Source organism: Faecalibacterium sp. 3, assembly GCF_048323735.1.
GTDB lineage: Bacteria > Bacillota > Clostridia > Oscillospirales > Ruminococcaceae > Faecalibacterium > Faecalibacterium wellingii.
In genome coordinates this window covers 1,490,984-1,506,430 of sequence record NZ_JBLWFN010000001.1, presented here as the reverse complement: position 1 = coordinate 1,506,430, position 15,447 = coordinate 1,490,984, and the positions used below count along the sequence as shown (strand labels likewise).

The 15,447-nt window shown below is 56.7% G+C and carries 17 protein-coding genes; 6 read left to right on the top strand and 11 right to left on the bottom strand.

The window, feature by feature from the left end:
* Positions 1-126: 126 nt before the first annotated feature.
* Both purE and ybaK read right to left on the bottom strand, forming a co-directional pair.
* Positions 127-627, bottom strand: coding sequence for a 5-(carboxyamino)imidazole ribonucleotide mutase (purE, locus tag ACNSPV_RS07050; RefSeq protein ID WP_249238284.1), 501 nt, complete (start codon positions 625-627; stop codon positions 127-129).
* 571 nt (positions 628-1,198) lie between these two features.
* Positions 1,199-1,681: a Cys-tRNA(Pro) deacylase gene (gene ybaK / locus ACNSPV_RS07045; RefSeq protein WP_249238283.1), complete on the bottom strand. Its 483-nt coding sequence runs from the start codon at positions 1,679-1,681 to the stop codon at positions 1,199-1,201.
* 473 nt (positions 1,682-2,154) lie between these two features.
* Between ybaK and aroF the strand changes: the two genes are divergently transcribed.
* Positions 2,155-3,168, top strand: a complete 1,014-nt coding sequence (gene aroF, locus ACNSPV_RS07040; protein ID WP_348583925.1) for a 3-deoxy-7-phosphoheptulonate synthase — start codon at positions 2,155-2,157, stop codon at positions 3,166-3,168.
* Positions 3,169-3,358: 190 nt separating this feature from the next.
* On the opposite strand, the gene ACNSPV_RS07035 is transcribed toward aroF, so the two are convergent.
* On the bottom strand, positions 3,359-3,814 hold the full coding sequence (locus ACNSPV_RS07035) for a threonine/serine exporter family protein (protein WP_348583927.1): 456 nt from the start codon (positions 3,812-3,814) through the stop codon (positions 3,359-3,361).
* Positions 3,811-4,578, bottom strand: coding sequence for a threonine/serine exporter family protein (locus ACNSPV_RS07030; protein WP_249238280.1), 768 nt, complete (start codon positions 4,576-4,578; stop codon positions 3,811-3,813). The genes ACNSPV_RS07035 and ACNSPV_RS07030 overlap by 4 nt, the downstream gene beginning before the upstream one ends.
* Before the next feature lie 238 nt (positions 4,579-4,816).
* Between ACNSPV_RS07030 and ACNSPV_RS07025 the strand changes: the two genes are divergently transcribed.
* On the top strand, positions 4,817-5,938 hold the full coding sequence (locus ACNSPV_RS07025; protein WP_348583929.1) for an AI-2E family transporter: 1,122 nt from the start codon (positions 4,817-4,819) through the stop codon (positions 5,936-5,938).
* A gap of 78 nt (positions 5,939-6,016) precedes the next feature.
* Here the strand turns inward: ACNSPV_RS07025 and ACNSPV_RS07020 are convergent, their stop codons facing one another.
* Entirely contained in the window at positions 6,017-6,694 is a 678-nt protein-coding gene (locus tag ACNSPV_RS07020) for a GntR family transcriptional regulator (RefSeq protein ID WP_339396056.1), read from the bottom strand.
* 634 nt (positions 6,695-7,328) lie between these two features.
* Between ACNSPV_RS07020 and ACNSPV_RS07015 the strand changes: the two genes are divergently transcribed.
* The 4 genes from ACNSPV_RS07015 (at position 7,329) to ACNSPV_RS07000 (ending at position 10,241) form a co-directional block, all read left to right on the top strand.
* Positions 7,329-8,459 (top strand): sodium ion-translocating decarboxylase subunit beta, encoded by a 1,131-nt coding sequence (locus tag ACNSPV_RS07015; protein WP_249238276.1) that lies wholly within the window; start codon positions 7,329-7,331, stop codon positions 8,457-8,459.
* 13 nt (positions 8,460-8,472) lie between these two features.
* Positions 8,473-8,601, top strand: a complete 129-nt coding sequence (locus ACNSPV_RS07010) for an oxaloacetate decarboxylase (RefSeq protein WP_249238275.1) — start codon at positions 8,473-8,475, stop codon at positions 8,599-8,601.
* A gap of 138 nt (positions 8,602-8,739) precedes the next feature.
* Complete coding sequence (locus ACNSPV_RS07005; RefSeq protein ID WP_348583932.1) at positions 8,740-9,162, top strand: DUF3783 domain-containing protein; 423 nt, start codon at positions 8,740-8,742, stop codon at positions 9,160-9,162.
* A complete protein-coding gene (locus tag ACNSPV_RS07000) occupies positions 9,159-10,241 on the top strand; it encodes an FAD:protein FMN transferase (RefSeq protein ID WP_348583934.1) in 1,083 nt (360 codons plus the stop codon). The genes ACNSPV_RS07005 and ACNSPV_RS07000 overlap by 4 nt, the downstream gene beginning before the upstream one ends.
* 51 nt (positions 10,242-10,292) lie before the next feature.
* Here the strand turns inward: ACNSPV_RS07000 and ACNSPV_RS06995 are convergent, their stop codons facing one another.
* The 6 genes from ACNSPV_RS06995 to ACNSPV_RS06970 all read right to left on the bottom strand — a co-directional run bounded on the left by ACNSPV_RS06995 (position 10,293) and on the right by ACNSPV_RS06970 (position 15,418).
* A complete protein-coding gene (locus ACNSPV_RS06995; RefSeq protein WP_348583937.1) occupies positions 10,293-11,132 on the bottom strand; it encodes a response regulator in 840 nt (279 codons plus the stop codon).
* A gap of 208 nt (positions 11,133-11,340) precedes the next feature.
* Positions 11,341-12,051, bottom strand: coding sequence for a CpsB/CapC family capsule biosynthesis tyrosine phosphatase (locus ACNSPV_RS06990; RefSeq protein WP_348583939.1), 711 nt, complete (start codon positions 12,049-12,051; stop codon positions 11,341-11,343).
* A complete protein-coding gene (locus ACNSPV_RS06985; protein WP_348583941.1) occupies positions 12,048-12,794 on the bottom strand; it encodes a CpsD/CapB family tyrosine-protein kinase in 747 nt (248 codons plus the stop codon). Before ACNSPV_RS06985 ends, ACNSPV_RS06990 begins: the two co-directional genes overlap by 4 nt.
* The gene (locus tag ACNSPV_RS06980) at positions 12,791-13,612 is read right to left on the bottom strand and encodes a YveK family protein (protein ID WP_348583943.1); all 822 of its coding nucleotides are present in this window, start codon (positions 13,610-13,612) and stop codon (positions 12,791-12,793) included. The genes ACNSPV_RS06985 and ACNSPV_RS06980 overlap by 4 nt, the downstream gene beginning before the upstream one ends.
* 145 nt (positions 13,613-13,757) lie before the next feature.
* Positions 13,758-14,357, bottom strand: coding sequence for a hypothetical protein (locus tag ACNSPV_RS06975; RefSeq protein WP_339396064.1), 600 nt, complete (start codon positions 14,355-14,357; stop codon positions 13,758-13,760).
* 71 nt (positions 14,358-14,428) lie between these two features.
* Entirely contained in the window at positions 14,429-15,418 is a 990-nt protein-coding gene (locus ACNSPV_RS06970) for an LCP family protein (protein WP_339396065.1), read from the bottom strand.
* Between the last annotated feature and the right edge of the window lie 29 nt (positions 15,419-15,447).

Here is a 15,447-nt window from a genome sequence, read left to right as displayed (position 1 = left end):
TCGTTGCTCCGCAATGCCAGCTCCCCCGAGGGGGGAGCTTTTATACCGCTTTCCCGTCAGATGGCGTAAGACCTCGCCCTTCGGGAGAGGTGGCACGCCGCAGGCGTGACGGAGAGGGTCCGCGTCTTACAGCTCGTTCAGTTCGTTCTGCAGCTTTTCCTCTTTGGCGGCGATCTGTGCAGCCATGGCGGTGCGCTCTGCAGCCAGCTTTTCGGCCAGAGCGTCATCGCTCAAAGCCAGAATTTCCGCTGCCAGCCATGCGGCGTTCTTGGCACCGTTCAGAGCCACCGTTGCCACCGGGATGCCGCTGGGCATCTGGACCGTGGCAAGCAGTGCATCCAGACCATCCATGGCACCGCCCTTCATGGGAATGCCGATCACCGGCAGGGTGGTGTTGGCCGCAAAGGCACCGGCCAGATGGGCCGCCATGCCTGCCGCGCACAGGATCACGCCAAAGCCCTTGGCGCGGGCGTTCTTTGCAAACTCTGCCGCCTCGGCAGGGGTGCGGTGCGCCGAAAGGATGTGGGCCTCAAACGGGATCTCCAGCGCCTTGAGCTGAGCGCAGGCTCCCTTCACCACCGGCCAATCACTGTCTGAACCCATGATCACAGCCACTTTACGAACCATATCCAAACCTCTCTTTCTTGATCCCGACAAACAAAAAAGGCTGTGGTACCCCCGTACCACCGCCTTTATTTCTGCATACGCTTTTCCCACACGCCGCACAAAGCTGCACGATGCCCCTGACTTGCATGAATGTTGTTCTGACTCATGAGACCGGCCAGCATCTTCATCATTGAAGTTTTCCTCCGCAACTCTTTGTGCCTGCGTTTTTTCAGGGACGGCAAAAGCCCTTTCTGCGGGCCATCCGTCCCTGTACTACATACAGTTTACGGCAAAAGAAACGCTTTGAAAAGGGCGTTTCCATAAATTCTACCTTGTGTTTTCATGCCGCCAAAAAACTTTCAAAAGTTTTGTGCAGTTTCGACATTGTTTTTCTTTCTAAGTATGACTTATAGTTTAGGTATATTTTAGGTAAAGAAGTTTGTGCAAACTTCTGCATAATAGACAGACTTTTTGCCCTCTCATCTCCGCAAAGTTCAAAAGCTCCTCCAATCAGAAGGTTCGATTTTCTTCACAGCACATAAAGCTCGCCCTTCGGGAGAGCTGGCGCGTCAGCGCCTGAGAGGGTTCATCCTCAGAAGATGATCTTTGCAGTTGCCGCCCGTGCTGCGCGGATAAGGTCTGCCGGGGCACAGCACACCTGTGTGCCGATGCGGCCGCCGGAGACATATACCTTTTGCTGTGTCAGCACGCTCTCGTCAAACACGGTCTTGTACTGTTTTTTCATACCCACCGGGCTGCAGCCGCCCCGCACATAGCCGGTGACCTTGTTGATATCGGCCACATGGATCATCGCCACGCTCTTTTCGCCCACACTGCGGGCGGCGGCCTTCAGATCCAGCTCCGCTGCCACCGGAATGACGAAGACGAAATAGTTTTTGCTGGCTCCCTGCGTTACCAGCGTTTTGTACACGCATGCCGGGTCCTCGCCCATGCTGGCTGCCACGGTCACGCCGTCCACAGCCACGCCCTCTTCGTGGGCGTACTCGTGGGCGGTGTAGGGTACCTTTTCACGTTCCAGAATGCGCATGGCATTGGTTTTTGCTTCTTTTCCCATATTTGAATCCCCTTTGCTTGTATTGAACCCTCTCAGGCCGCTTCGCGTCCAGCTCCCCCGAAAGGGGGAGCTTATGCGCGGTAACTGGCAGATCCTCTTTCACCGTGAAGCAATGCCCCATGGAAAGCAGTAAAAAGCTCGCCCTTCGGGAGCAACAACAACGACCGCCGCCAGTGGCGGATACAGGGAGTTGTTGTTGGGGCAGCGGCCAGCAAAGCACGAGTGCATTTTTGCACGAAGTGATTGCTGGGAGCCGCAACCCGGCAAGTGTCATTGCGCAGCAATGACTGAGAGGGTTCTTTTTTATTCTACCACTTTCTCCATAAAATTTCAAAATTTCTCTTGACTTCAGTTTCCTGAAGTGATATCATAGCGTCACACACTTCAGAGCACTGAAGTTTGACAATGCAAGCTGCGGCAAAGGAGCCGGTCTCCCTCGCCGTTCACACGATAAGGCAAAGGAGACAAAAATCATGATCATCGTATTGAAACAGGATGCACCCGAAGTACAGGTACGCGAGTTCTGCCACGAACTGCAGGATATGGGCCTGCAGATCAACGACTCCAAGGGCAGTGAGCGCCACATTCTGGGCCTGATCGGCGACACCAAGGCCGTGGCCGAAAGCTGGGTGCTGGCAAACCCGGTAGTGGAGACCTGCCGCCGTGTGACGGAGCCCTACAAAAAGGCCAACCGCAAGTTCCATCCGGATGACAGCGTCATCGATGTGGACGGCGTCAAGATCGGCGGCGGAAACTTTGCAGTCATTGCAGGCCCCTGCAGCATCGAGAGCGAGGAGCAGATCACCTACTGTGCACAGCGGGTCAAAGCCGCCGGTGCTTCCCTGCTGCGCGGCGGCGCGTTCAAGCCCCGCACCTCTCCGTACTCCTTCCAGGGAATGCGCAGCGAGGGTCTGGACCTGCTCAAGCTGGCACGCCGTGCCACCGGCTCCCCCATCGTCACCGAGATCATGAACACCGAGCACCTGCCGCTGTTCGAGAACGTGGACCTCATTCAGGTGGGTGCCCGCAACATGCAGAACTTTGAGCTGCTCAAGGCCGTCGGCCGCCAGAAAAAGCCGGTGCTGCTCAAGCGCGGCCTTGCCAACACGCTGGAAGAGTTCGTGATGAGCGCCGAGTACATCATGGCCGAAGGCAACGAGAACGTCATCCTCTGCGAGCGCGGCATCCGCACCTTTGAGACCAGCATGCGCAACACCCTCGACCTTGCCGGTGTGGTGATGCTGCACAAGATGACCCACCTGCCCGTTGTCGTGGATCCCAGCCACGCCTGCGGCCACGCATGGATGGTGCCGGAGCTGGCAAAGGCTGCCGTCGCCGCCGGTGCCGACGGCCTGATGATCGAGGTTCACAACAACCCCGCCAAGGCCAAGTGCGACGGCGCTCAGAGCCTGACCCCGGATCAGTTCGACGAGCTGATGCAGTTCGTGAGCAAAGAGGTGGAGTTCTTCGGCAAGAAGATGAACTGACACGCTGAAAGCCGGTCGGCAGACGGGCCACGATTTTCTGAATACAGATCCAAAATGGATGCTTTCCTGCATTGAGCGGGAGGCATCCATTTTTTCGATAAAAACATTTATAATGTGTAACCGGATCTCCGTACCGTTGCAATCATCTCCCTGTAAAATCCATGTGATTTTCCAGAGCAGACCATACAAATCATTTGCGGGGCCGGACCAGAAGCAGATGGAGTTTCCGGCTCAGATCTGCCAGACACCACGCGATCGCCATGCCGCTTGCAATGCCGAGGGCGGCCAGAAAAGTCTGCTCCCCAAAGTGCTCTGCCGCCCGCAGATCGCTGGAGACCACCGCATTCATGCAGTAGTAAAGCGTGCTGCCGGGGATGAGGGGAATGGCCGACGTGATGAAAAACGGCGTGGAAGGCGCATTGCAGCACCGGGCAAGGATCTCGGCATAGAGGGCGGCACAAAAACCGGCCAGCAGATTTGCAAGAAAGACGCTGCTCAGCGCATGATCGGCCAGCAGGTAGGCCAGCCACGCCAGAAACCCGCCCACAGCGGCGGCAGGCAGGTAGCGCCGGTTCAGGTTGAAGATCAGCCCGAAGCCGACAGAGCCCAAAGCTGCGCTGAGCAGCTGCGATAAGATCTGCATCATGCGATCCCTCCCATCAGCCAGATGGCCGCCATCATGCCCAGTGCAAGGACTGCGGCCATCAGAATGGCCTCCACCAGCCGCAGAGAGCCGGAAATGATATCGCCGAGCAGGATATCCCGGATGGAATTTGTCAGCATGATGCCGGGGATCAGCAGCATGATGATGCCAATGAGGATCTTGTCTGCGTGGAGCTGCGGCCCGATGCGGCAGAACAGCAGGGTGGAAATGCCGCAGCAAAATGAGGCGATGAACTGAAATTCCACGCCGTTCATACAGAACGGTGCAAGGCAGCGCTCCATCCAGAAGACCAGCACTGCAATGACGCCGGCCAGCAGGCCGTCCCACAGGCTGCCCCCAAAGAACACGGCAAAGCTGGAAGCAGCCAGCACGCTGCCCGCCAGCCGGAGCCGGGGGTCTGCACGCTTGGCAAGGATGGCGTCCAGCTGCCTTTGAAATTCCTCCACAGAGGGCGGTGCCGCACAGATTCGGCGGCTGAGTGCATTGAGCTCTTCCAGCATGAGCAGATCGTTCCCGGACGCATGGCGCAGACGGCGTGTCTGGGTCTGCGGCGGGAGCTGCGGCATTGTCAGGGTGACAACGATGCTGGATGTGATGACGAACACATTGACCTCCTGCGCGCCGTATGCGGCTGCGATGCGGTTCAAGGTATCTTCTACGCGGAAAACCTCGGCCCCGCTGTTCTGCAGTGCTTCTCCCATTTTGATCAGAATGCAGAGAAAGCGGCTGACTTCTGCTTCTCCCATGAAATATCCCCTTTTCAGCTTTGTCTTTTGCCCCTATTATAATGGTTCTGCGGGATGGAAACAAGAGTGGTAGGGATGCCTGCACGGAAATCCGCTTTTGCAGCCTGAGCCAAATCAAAAGCCTTCCCCTTTCCCGGCGTCTTGACAAGCCCTTTTCTTCTGGTTACAATACGGAAAAGAGTCCGCAGACCGTCTCTTTGCAAATTTCAGCCGCCGGCTTCGGGAAAGGAACTTCGTCATGGAACCAAAAACCAAACAATATCTGCTCGTAACTGTTGTGGGCGTAACGCTTTTTGTTGCTCTGCTGCGGCTTTCCACCGTTCTGGCCTTTGCGGCAGAGCTCGTGGATCTGGTCCTGCCCATTCTGGCAGGCGGCATTCTGGCACTTTTTATCAACGTGCCCATGAGTGGGCTGGAAAAGCGGCTGAAACGTCTGTTCCGCAAGGCCAGAAGGCAGCCGTCGGATAAAGCCATCCACCTTATCAGCTTTTCCATCACGCTGCTGGGCGTTGTGCTTGTGCTGGTGCTGGCTCTCACTCTGCTGATCCCGGAGCTTGTGCAGTCCTTCCACAGTCTCTATCTGCAGATCGAGGCAAACATTCCCCGCTGGACCGCCTATCTGAGTGCGCAGAATGCCGACACAGGCTGGCTGATGAGCTGGCTGGAAGGCATCAACTGGGAGCAGCTGCTGCACAAGATCACTGCCGGCATCGATACTGTGCTGATCAACGCGGTAAGCGCCGTATCTGCCACGGTGAATGTTGCGGTGACAGCCTCCTTTGCCCTGATCATCTCCATCTATATGTCCCTTGGCTCGGAAAGTCTCTGCCGACACGCCCGCACGCTGGTGTGCGCCTATCTGAAGCCGAACCACGCCGCCGGGCTGCTGAAGTTCTGCAGGGCGTTCCGCCAGTCTTTCGCAAACTTTCTTACCGGACAATGCAGCGAGGCGGTGATTCTCGGCGTCCTCATGACCCTTGCGTTTTCCGTTTTCCGGATCCCCTACGGCAGTCTTGTGGGAATGCTGACCGCCATCTGCGCCATCATCCCCTACGTCGGCGCGCTGATCTCCTGCGTGGTCAGCGTGTTCCTTGTGCTTTTGGTGGACCCTGTGCTGGCGGTGCGCTGCCTCATCGTTTATCTTGCCGTGCAGTTCATTGAAAATCAGTTCATCTATCCCCGCGTGGTGGGCAAGTCCGTGGGGCTTTCTCCCCTTTACACTCTTGTTGCCGCCATGATCGGCGGAAAGCTCTTTGGCATCATCGGCATCATCTTCTTCATCCCCCTGACTGCGGTGATCCTCGAGCTTGTGAAGGAGGACGCCTGCCGCCGCCTGCGTGCAAAGGAAGAGCAACAATAAAAACCAGCGGCCCCGGAAAGCTTCTGAAAACGCTTTCCGGGGCCGTTTTATTCCTGTCCGGGGTGCCCCCGGCAGCATTTACTTGAAATATTGGGGGAAGGACTTCCGGATGGTGGCCAGATTTTCGGTATACCGCTGCATATGCCGGGCGGCAATGGTGCGGGCAGCGGCGGTATCCTTTGCCTCGATGGCCTTCAGCAGGCTGGTGTGGTCATCCAAAATTGCTTCTGCCGGGCGGCAGCGGAAGCTGAGCATCGTGGTGCGGTCAAAATGAGGGGCCAGATTTTCCACCAGCTCATACCAGTAAGGGCAGCCGCACAGCTCATACAGCATTTTGTGGAACTCCTTATCCAGTGCAAAGATCTTTTCCTCCTGCGCCCGCTGAATGTACATCTGCCACAGCGCCACATTCTCCCACAGACGGTCGAGCTCCTGTTTGGTCAGCATTTCGCAGGCCATCCCCGCCAGCTCTGTTTCCAGCACTGCCCGGAGATGCCGGACCTCTTCCACCAGCCCGGCGTCGATGAGGGAAACATAGGTGCCGATCTTGGGCCGGATCTCGATCAGCCGCCGCTGCGCCAGCTCCAGCTCTGCTTCCCGGAAGGGGGTGCGGCTGACCCCCAGCTGCTCGCACAGCTCCGGCTCGTTGAGTTTTTCTCCGGGTTCCAGACGGGTGTTGACGATGTTATCGATCAGCACCCGCAGGACAAAATTTTTAGCAGATTCCTGCTCTCTGCGTTCTGAGATGGTGATCATGGAAATGCTCCTTCTATCCGTTTGCGGTCTGCTCAGGGCGTATCTGAAAACAAAGAAAATGGCGAGTATTCCGCAGTCACAGGCGGGCTCCAGGGCTTTTTCCCACAAGATCCTGCTGTGGCTGCAGAAACAGGCTGGATTTTCGGCTTTTCAGCTGCACGCAAGGGGTACAGCCTGTTCACAGTATAGCACAAACCGCTTCGGCTTGTCCCGTTTTTTGCAGAAAATGCAGCAAAAAGCAAAGCATACAGGGCGCGATTTTTGCTGCCGGAGCAGATCATGGACTTTTTAAAGCTGGAACAGGTCGATCCGCACGGCCATGGCAAGGCCATAATAGACCACAACAGCCACCCGATCATGGATGGTGGTGCTCAGCGGCCCGGATAAGATGCAGGAAAGATTTCCGCTTTTGCCTTGACTTTACCCCTGTTTTCTGCTTTAATACCTTTGATAAAAGGGAGTAAAGGGCCGTTTTCCGTTTTGTGATCCGGAAAACGGCTGCATGGCAGCGTCATCACGGCAAAATGCCCGATGTCATGTGTTCGCTTGAGACTTTTGTCACAGACAAGGTACTGTGGCAGAGGTCTCTTTTTTCTTGCCGCTGTACCGGAGCACAAGGAGGCAAAGAAAAAGCATGAACTTTCTGAACACATTCGCAAGTCTGTTTTCCAACTTTGGAAACCTGACATGGCAGATGGTGGTGATGTGGGCCATCGGTGCGCTGCTCATTTACCTTGCCATCGCCAAAAAAATGGAGCCGAGCCTGCTTTTACCCATGGGCTTTGGTGCCATTCTGGTCAATCTGCCCCTGTCGGGTGCCATCACGCAGGGCGATACGGTAGGCCCAATTTCCGCTCTGTTTGATGCGGGCATGTCCAACGAGCTGTTCCCGCTGCTGCTCTTCATCGGCATTGGTGCCATGATCGATTTTGGCCCGCTGCTGGAAAAGCCGTGGCTGATGCTCTTTGGTGCGGCGGCACAGTTCGGTATCTTTTTCACCCTGTTTCTGGCGGGCTTCTTCTTTGACCTGAAGGATGCCGCCTCCATTGCTGTCATCGGTGCAGCGGACGGCCCCACTGCCATCTTTGTGGCAAACACCCTCAACTCCCAGTATCTCGGTGCCATCATGGTGGCAGCCTACAGCTACATGGCCCTGGTGCCCATCGTGCAGCCCCCTGTTATCCGGCTGCTGACCACCAAAAAGGAGCGCCTGATCCGGATGCCTTATGAAAAAGGCAGCGTTACCCAGCTGACCAAGATCCTGTTCCCCATCGTCGTGACCATCATTGCGGGCATAGTCGCCCCTGCCAGTGTGGCGCTGGTGGGCTTTTTGATGTTCGGCAACCTGCTGCGGGAGTGCGGCGTGCTGAACGTGCTCAGCGAGACCGCACAGAATGTGCTGGCAAACCTGATCACCATTGTGCTGGGCCTGACCGTTGCCGGGCAGATGACCGCAGACAAGTTCGTCCGGCCCGACACGCTGCTGATCCTTGCACTGGGTCTGGTGGCCTTCGTCTTTGATACCGCAGGCGGCGTGCTGTTTGCAAAGCTGCTGAATCTGTTCCTGCCCGAAGGCAAAAAGCTGAACCCGATGATCGGTGCAGCCGGCATCTCGGCTTTCCCCATGAGCGGCCGCGTCGTCAACAAGATGGGTCTGGAAGAGGACAGCCAGAATTTCCTGCTGATGTATTCCATCAGCGTCAATGTTTCGGGGCAGATCGCATCCGTCATTGCAGGCGGTCTCATCCTGACCCTGATGACTTAACGGAGGTGTACTTATGCTTCATCTTTCTTCGTGGATGGTCACACTGCCGATGATGCTCATCGGAATGGTCGGCATCATCCTCGTCATCGGCATCATCGTTCTGTCCGTGATGCTGCTGAACCGGCTTACCAGCCGGAAATGATTTTTCCTTTTACCGTTTGACTGAACAAAAAAGTCCGGGCCTGTTTCCGCTCAGAGAAAGGCCCGGGCTTTTCGTTTGCTCTGGTTTGTGGTATACTATAGTGTATTTTGAAATCACCCTTTAAAAAGAGGTATCATTATGAAAGCACATATCGCACGCAACCAGAACGCCGGTGTGCCGCTGGCGCTGGGCTGGAATCTCTCCAATGCTGACCGCGGCAAGCTGGAGGGCATGGCCCCCGCCTTTGGCATGAAGCTGCTGCTCGTGTCCCCTGCGGATGCCGGCAAGACCGTTGCCCAGCTGCTGGGCGAGGTGGAGACCAGAACCGCCCGCACGCTGGTGCTGGAACCGGGTGCCTATCCCCCGGCACTGGTGCTGGCAAACTTCAAGGATAAGGATGTGGACACCCTGCTGGACCTGATGAAGCAGGCACAGGTGAACATCCCGCTCAAGGCCGTGGTCACTCCCTCCAACCGCAGCTGGGTGTTCGGTGACCTGCTGGCCCATCTGCAGGAGGAGCACGCAGCCGTTACCGCCGCAAAGGAGAACCAGACTCTATGAAGACCCGCGCAAACCGTTTGGTCAGCATGCTGCTGGCCGGTGCGCTCTGCCTGAGCCTGCTGGCCGCTTGTGCCCCCAAAAAGAAGGAGCTGACCCGCTACTCCACCATTTTTTACGATGTGTTCGACACCGTAACGCAGGTGATCGCCTACTGTGAGAGCGAAGAGGTGTTCAAGACCCAGATGGACGCTCTGCACGCAGACCTTGTCACCTACAATCAGTTGTACGACATCTACAACGATTACCCCGGCGTGACCAACGTGAAGACCATCAACGACAACGCCGGCAAGGCCCCCGTGGAGGTGGATGACCGCATCCTTTCCATGCTGGAGCTGGCCGACCAGATGTACGCCACCACCAACGGCAAGCTGAACATCGCCATGGGCAGCGTGCTGAACATCTGGCACAACTACCGCGAAGCGGCCGAGGCCACCGAGGCCGATGCGGACAACAAGCTGCCCGGCATGGACGAGCTGGAAGCTGCCGCCCAGCACTGCGACATCAACAATGTCATCATCGACGAAGACGCCAAGACCGTCTATCTGGCCGACCCGGACATGCGGCTGGACGTGGGCAGCGTGGGCAAGGGCTATGCCGTGGAAATGGCATGTCAGGCAGCCGAGGCCCGCGGCCTGACCAGCGCTCTGGTGAGCGTGGGCGGCAATCTGCGTGCCATCGGCACAAAACCGGACGGCAGCCAGTGGACCGGCGGTGTGGAAAACCCGTGGAACGCTTCCGACCTGTACACCGCCAGTTCCATGCTGAGCGGTGCCATCAACATGAGCGATATGGCCCTTGTGACCAGCGGCGACTACCAGCGCTACTTTGTGGTGAACGGCAAACGCTATCACCACCTGATCGACCCGGACACCCTGTTCCCTTCCACCTATTTCAATGGCGTGACCGTGCTGTGCAGCGACTCCGGTCTGGCCGACTGCCTGACCACCGGCCTGTTCTGCCAGCCGCTGGAGGATGGGCTGAAGATCGTGGAAAGTCTGGACGGCGTGGAAGCCATGTGGTGCACACCGGACCAGCAGATCATTACCTCCTCCGGCTGGGATGCCCATTTGAAAAACTAAAAGCATTTCGACAAAAAGAAAAGCACTGCAATGCAGTGCTTTCTTTTTGCTTCAAAATTCGGTCGGCGCGTAATAGCTGGGAATGGACGCCGTTTTCTGGGCGCTTGCCTGCTGGCGCAGCGCCGAGCGGGTCACCTCTGCCCAGGAATACTGGGTCATATACTCGCCCCGGTAGGAGTTGATGGCCGAGCGGTCGCCCTTCAGGAAGTTGTAATAATCGCAGTCCACCTTGCCCGTATCGATGGCCAGCGTGCTGCGGCCGCGGATGAGCAGGCCGGTAACACCTGCATCCTCCAGCGCATGGCTCAGGTCAAAGATCAGGTTGCGCAGATGGCTGTGCAGGGATGCGGTATCGGGCTTGTCCTCCCACAGCACCGCCAGCATTTCGCCGTTGGTACAGGTGGCACCGTTGCGGTCCACCAGATAGGCCAGCAGCTCTTTGCTCTTGCTGCGCTTGAAAGACAGTGTGCGCCCATTGACAAAGATCTCAAAATTGCCGAAGCATTGGATCTTGACGCCTGCCGGGCCATCCTCCGGCGGGTAGCGCAGATGCTTCAGCACATTCTTGACATCATCCTCGTTTGCGGGCTTGAGCAGAAAGCCGCTGACGAAGATCTGCAGCGCTTCCAGCGCATATTCCGGATGCTCTGTCACCACAATGATGTTGCAGCGCGGCTGCAGCTTCTGGATCATGCGCGCCAAACCAAGCCCGTTCATGCCGGGCATTTCCAGATTCAGGAAGGCAGCATCCATAGGCCCCTGACGCATCCATGTCAGAGCGTCTTCGGTGGTCATGGCGCTGATATAATCACAGTCGGGTGCAACACGGCACAGGATGCGGACCAGCGAGTTGATCGCAAGCTGTCCGTCATCGACGACCAATATCTTCATTTAATAATACACCCCCGCAAGCTTACGTTCAAAACGCTCCCCCTTGTTCAGTTTAACACGTCACCCGCTGATTCGCAAGTTATTTTTGCACAAAAAACGGAAACTTTATCTTAATTACGAAAAAGCACCTCTTCCGTGCAGTTTGTCCGCAAAACCACTGACCGAAAGAGGTGTCTGAGCCGGATCTTATTTCCCGCAGCTCAGGCAGTTATACAAGATATTCCGTGCCGTCCAACCCTGTCAATTTTTGTGCCGTAGTTTCTCCCACATGACTGCACAGCTGCGCGTAGGCCTGCCGCATCCGGGTCGGGCGGGAGGTGCAGTTGTGTGCATCGGAAGAGACCGCGTCCACCAGCCCCGCCTTGACCCAGTGCTCCAGCCGCATCCGCTGCCAGAAGCCGCTGTCCAGCACAGCCGAGCAGTTGATCTGGCAGCGCAGCCGGTACTGCTCATGCAGGCGGGCCAGCAGGCCGTGCTGCGCAAGGCAGGGATACCGCTCAATGTGGGCCACCAGAATGCGGTAGCCTGCACCCGTGATCTCCCGCAGAGCCGTTTCCAGCTCCTTTGCGGTTATGTTCGGCACAAATTCCAGCAGCACCCAGCCGGTATCTCCCAAGGTCAACAGCTGGCGCTGGACTGCCGCATATCCCGCCGCAGGGGTATACAGCAGCTCAGAGCCGTGCTCCAGCTTCAGGTCGTAGCCTTTTTGTGTGCAGTATGCGCGGGCCAGAGCCAGATGCCGGTCGTAGACTTCCTGCGGGAAGCGTTCCATGCCCGGCGTGCTGTGGGAGGTAGCAAACAGGTGCCGCACACCGTCTGCTGCCGCTGCATCCAGCATGGCATACATTTCTTCTCTGGTCTGCGCACCATCGTCCACGCCGTAGACGAAGTGCGCATGATAATCCGTAAAGCCGCTCATTTCTTTTCCGCTTCGTGGCTCCGTTTATAATACTTTCTGTAATAGCCGTACTTTCCATACTTTGAGTAGGATTTGTAGTACTTGCGGCCCATATAGTTGTCGTAGTCCACCTGATTGAGCACGGTGCCCAGAATGGGGCAGCCGGTCTGCTCGATCTGCTGCTTCACGTCCAACAGCTCCTGACGGCTCACATCGTTGTAGTTCACTGCGATCAGGGTGCCGTCACATGCCTTGGCGATCTCTGCCGCATCGATGACCACGCCCACCGGGGGTGCGTCCACAATGATGTAATCTGCCATTCTGGCCAGCATATCCAGCAGTTCGGCAAAATGGCTGTTGGTCAGCAGTGCCAGCGGGTTGGGCACATCGCGGCCCACCGGCACCATGATCGCGTTGGGGATGTCGGTCTGGTAGATGACCTCATCCATGCCCACCATACCGGCCAGAAAATGGGAGAGGCCCTTGCCGTCGCTGCGGCCATCCTCATATTTCAGGCCGTAGTCACTGTTGACCATGCTGCGGCGCAGGTCTGCGTCCACCAGCGCCACCTTGATGCCGCGCTGTGCCAGCGTGCGCATCAGGTTCATGGCCAGATAGCTCTTGCCCTCTGCAGCATGGCAGCTGGTGATCATGATCTTTTTGACACTCGCACCTGCAAAGGAGAGGTTGGTGCTCAGGGTATTAAAGGCTTCATTTCCCGCATAATCCAGAGCCGGAAATTTTGTGATCTTCAGCTGTTTCATGCTTTCCTCCCAGAGCTGCCACCCACACGGCGGCGGACATCATCGGCAAACCGCTTGGTGCGGCGCTTGAACTCGCTTTTCTCTTTCGGCTGTTCGCCAGCGTCGGCCAGCGGGATCGATGCCAGCACGACCATGCCGGTATACTTGCGGATATCATCGGCAGACTTGTAGGTATCGTCCAGCATGGTCCGCAGCACCACCACGGCGCAGGCCAGCACAAAGCCCACCACAAAGCCCAGCAGGATGTTCTTGGCCTTGTTGGGGCTGAACGGATTCTCCGGCACGCGCGCAGAAGACATCAGGGTGGGCTCGTCCGTCTTCATCTTTTCCGAGATGTACTTTGCGCCCACATCCGCATACTCGTTTGCGATCGCTGCCGCTTCTTCCGGGTCCGGGTTCGTGACCGTGATATCCAGCATACGGGTGTCGCTGGTGTTGGTGACAGACAGCATACTGGCCATATTGGTGTAGGTATAATTCAGGTTCAGGTTGCTGATGACCTTTTCGTGGACTTCCCACATTTCAAAGACCTTGATGTAATCGCTGGTCAGCTCGCTTCCGACCTGCAGGTCGGAGAAGTTCAACACCGAATCATTGCGGCTGACCACATAGATGGTGGCCGTTGCCTTGTACATCGGCGTTACCAGAAAAAACGTATAAAGCGCCATCAGTACGGCACCCACCACAGCCGTGGCTGCAATGAGCGTCCAGTGGGCCAGCAGACCCATGAACAGTTCCAGCAGATCAATGGTGTCTTCTCCCTGTTCCGGCTGTACCGCTAAAGCTGTGCGCTCCTTCACAAAAGTATCTTGCTGCACGATTTCACTCCTTATAACCTTATAATATTGCCGCCCATGCGGCCCGGGCGTTGCGCCCTTTCCTCTATTTCTCTAAATCCCATACGCCAAAAATGCGGCGTCCCCTTTTTCATCAGGGAGCACCGCAAATGATGCAGTCTGCTAATTACTTTGCGGTAGCAACAGAAGCAGTTGCCTTGCCAGCCTGAATGTTTGCCATGGTCACGCCATCCAGCACAACCTTGACAACACGCCGGGTCACAGGTTTACCATTGACGGTGGAAGTCTGCTCAACAACGGTACCAACCACAGGCAGAGTCACAACGTTGCCATTCGCAGTGACGACCTTGACCGTAACGACAACCTGAGTGCCTGCCTTGGGCAGAGCTGCAAAGTGGAGGTAAGCGGCAACATCGCCCATTCTAGCCACATAACCGGTAACCTCCAGCTCCTTGATCTCGCTGATGGTCACATTGCTGCCCAGAATGCGGGTAATTTCAGAACAGGCATCTGCACCCAGATAAGCCTGCACGCTGCCTGCTGCCTTCAAAGCTTCCTCTTCCTCGGCAGAAACAGTGGTGGTCTTTAACTCGACGTTCAGGCCCTCAGAAGAAGAACCGGTGGCCTCAAAGGTAATCTTGCCGGCATCCTTATCTGCGCTGGTCGGGCTTGCAGGAGCAGTCTCTGCTGCAAAAGCAGTGGCTGCAACCATACTTACGGCCAGAACCACAGAAACTGCAACACCAACGACCTTTTTCATTTTCATATGACTCTTCCTTTCAAACTTTCGCACTCTTTCCCCGAGAGTACCTCTATCTAAATGTGCAACACACACATTTATTCAACCTGTTCATAGAAAAGCTTCAATACAGCCTGCTGCAGGCTTGCAGCATCCGGATAGAACTCCATAAAGCCATCGGCACCGATCTCATGGGTGCCTTCCGGCTTGATTGTATCCGTCCGCTCATAATCCTTTGCCGCCCACACTTCATTTGCCAGCTGGCCGCGCGGGATGTTCGTATAGAGATACGGTTCCATTGCGTCGTAAGCCGTGAGCACAAAGCTCTGGTTCTGCTTTACTTCAGCATCCAGCTGTGTGGCAAGCTTCTGGATATACTGTTCCTGCCGGGCCATGCGGGCCTCATTGGTGCCAACGCCGATGCTGCGGCGGGTACGGACAAAGGTCTCTGCCTGGTCGCCATGCAGCGTCAGGGTCGTGCCCTTGGTCATAGCCGGATCGATGGCGGAGAAATCATCCTCCAGCGTAACGGTAATGCCGCCCGCCAAGTCATTCAGTGTTGAAATGCCATCCAGACCCATGGAAAGGTACTGATCGACCGTCTGTCCGCCCAGCAGATTTTCCACAGCTTCCACTGTGACCTCGCAGCTGGTCTGGCGTCCATCGCCAAAGCCATATCCCACACAGATCTGCTGCTCCACCGGCTCATACCGGTCCCCCATAACGCCCAGCACTGTCACCGGCGTGATCGTGTCACGGTCGATCTGCAGCTGCTGCACCGTCTTGTTGTTACTGTCCAGCACGATCAACCGGAGGAAATCCGCCTGACCGGCCTGCCGGTATGCATAGGACTCCTGCGTTTCATGATCCACGCCCATTACAAGAATGGTCGTAAGCCCGTCACGCTTTTTGTAGGTATGGCCGTTCAGTTCCACGGTCTCCTGCTCTGCCTGCGGCAGCTCGGTCCGGGTCTCCGGTTTCCGGCTGCGCTTTTCCAGCCAGCTGCCGCCTGCAAAAAGCAGCAAAGCCGCCAGCACCAGTACAGCCAGCGCCGCAGCAGCAGTGCGATATTGTTTTTTTGTGTTCAAAAAGGTACGCTTCCCCTCTTCCCCTCGGA

Bases quoted from the DNA above. Each gene is read 5' to 3' on its own strand.
- ACNSPV_RS07025 (WP_348583929.1), top strand. From the start codon at position 4,817: ATGGAACCAAAAACCAAACAATATCTGCTCGTAACTGTTGTGGGCGTA.
- purE (WP_249238284.1), bottom strand. From the start codon at position 627: ATGGTTCGTAAAGTGGCTGTGATCATGGGTTCAGACAGTGATTGGCCG.
- ACNSPV_RS07000 (WP_348583934.1), top strand. From the start codon at position 9,159: ATGAAGACCCGCGCAAACCGTTTGGTCAGCATGCTGCTGGCCGGTGCG.
- aroF (WP_348583925.1), top strand. From the start codon at position 2,155: ATGATCATCGTATTGAAACAGGATGCACCCGAAGTACAGGTACGCGAG.
- ACNSPV_RS06975 (WP_339396064.1), bottom strand. From the start codon at position 14,357: ATGAAAATGAAAAAGGTCGTTGGTGTTGCAGTTTCTGTGGTTCTGGCC.
- ACNSPV_RS07030 (WP_249238280.1), bottom strand. From the start codon at position 4,578: ATGGGAGAAGCAGAAGTCAGCCGCTTTCTCTGCATTCTGATCAAAATG.
- ACNSPV_RS07015 (WP_249238276.1), top strand. From the start codon at position 7,329: ATGAACTTTCTGAACACATTCGCAAGTCTGTTTTCCAACTTTGGAAAC.
- ACNSPV_RS07005 (WP_348583932.1), top strand. From the start codon at position 8,740: ATGAAAGCACATATCGCACGCAACCAGAACGCCGGTGTGCCGCTGGCG.
- ACNSPV_RS06995 (WP_348583937.1), bottom strand. From the start codon at position 11,132: ATGAAGATATTGGTCGTCGATGACGGACAGCTTGCGATCAACTCGCTG.
- ACNSPV_RS07035 (WP_348583927.1), bottom strand. From the start codon at position 3,814: ATGATGCAGATCTTATCGCAGCTGCTCAGCGCAGCTTTGGGCTCTGTC.
- ACNSPV_RS07010 (WP_249238275.1), top strand. From the start codon at position 8,473: ATGCTTCATCTTTCTTCGTGGATGGTCACACTGCCGATGATGCTCATC.
- ACNSPV_RS06990 (WP_348583939.1), bottom strand. From the start codon at position 12,051: ATGAGCGGCTTTACGGATTATCATGCGCACTTCGTCTACGGCGTGGAC.
- ybaK (WP_249238283.1), bottom strand. From the start codon at position 1,681: ATGGGAAAAGAAGCAAAAACCAATGCCATGCGCATTCTGGAACGTGAA.
- ACNSPV_RS06985 (WP_348583941.1), bottom strand. From the start codon at position 12,794: ATGAAACAGCTGAAGATCACAAAATTTCCGGCTCTGGATTATGCGGGA.
- ACNSPV_RS07020 (WP_339396056.1), bottom strand. From the start codon at position 6,694: ATGATCACCATCTCAGAACGCAGAGAGCAGGAATCTGCTAAAAATTTT.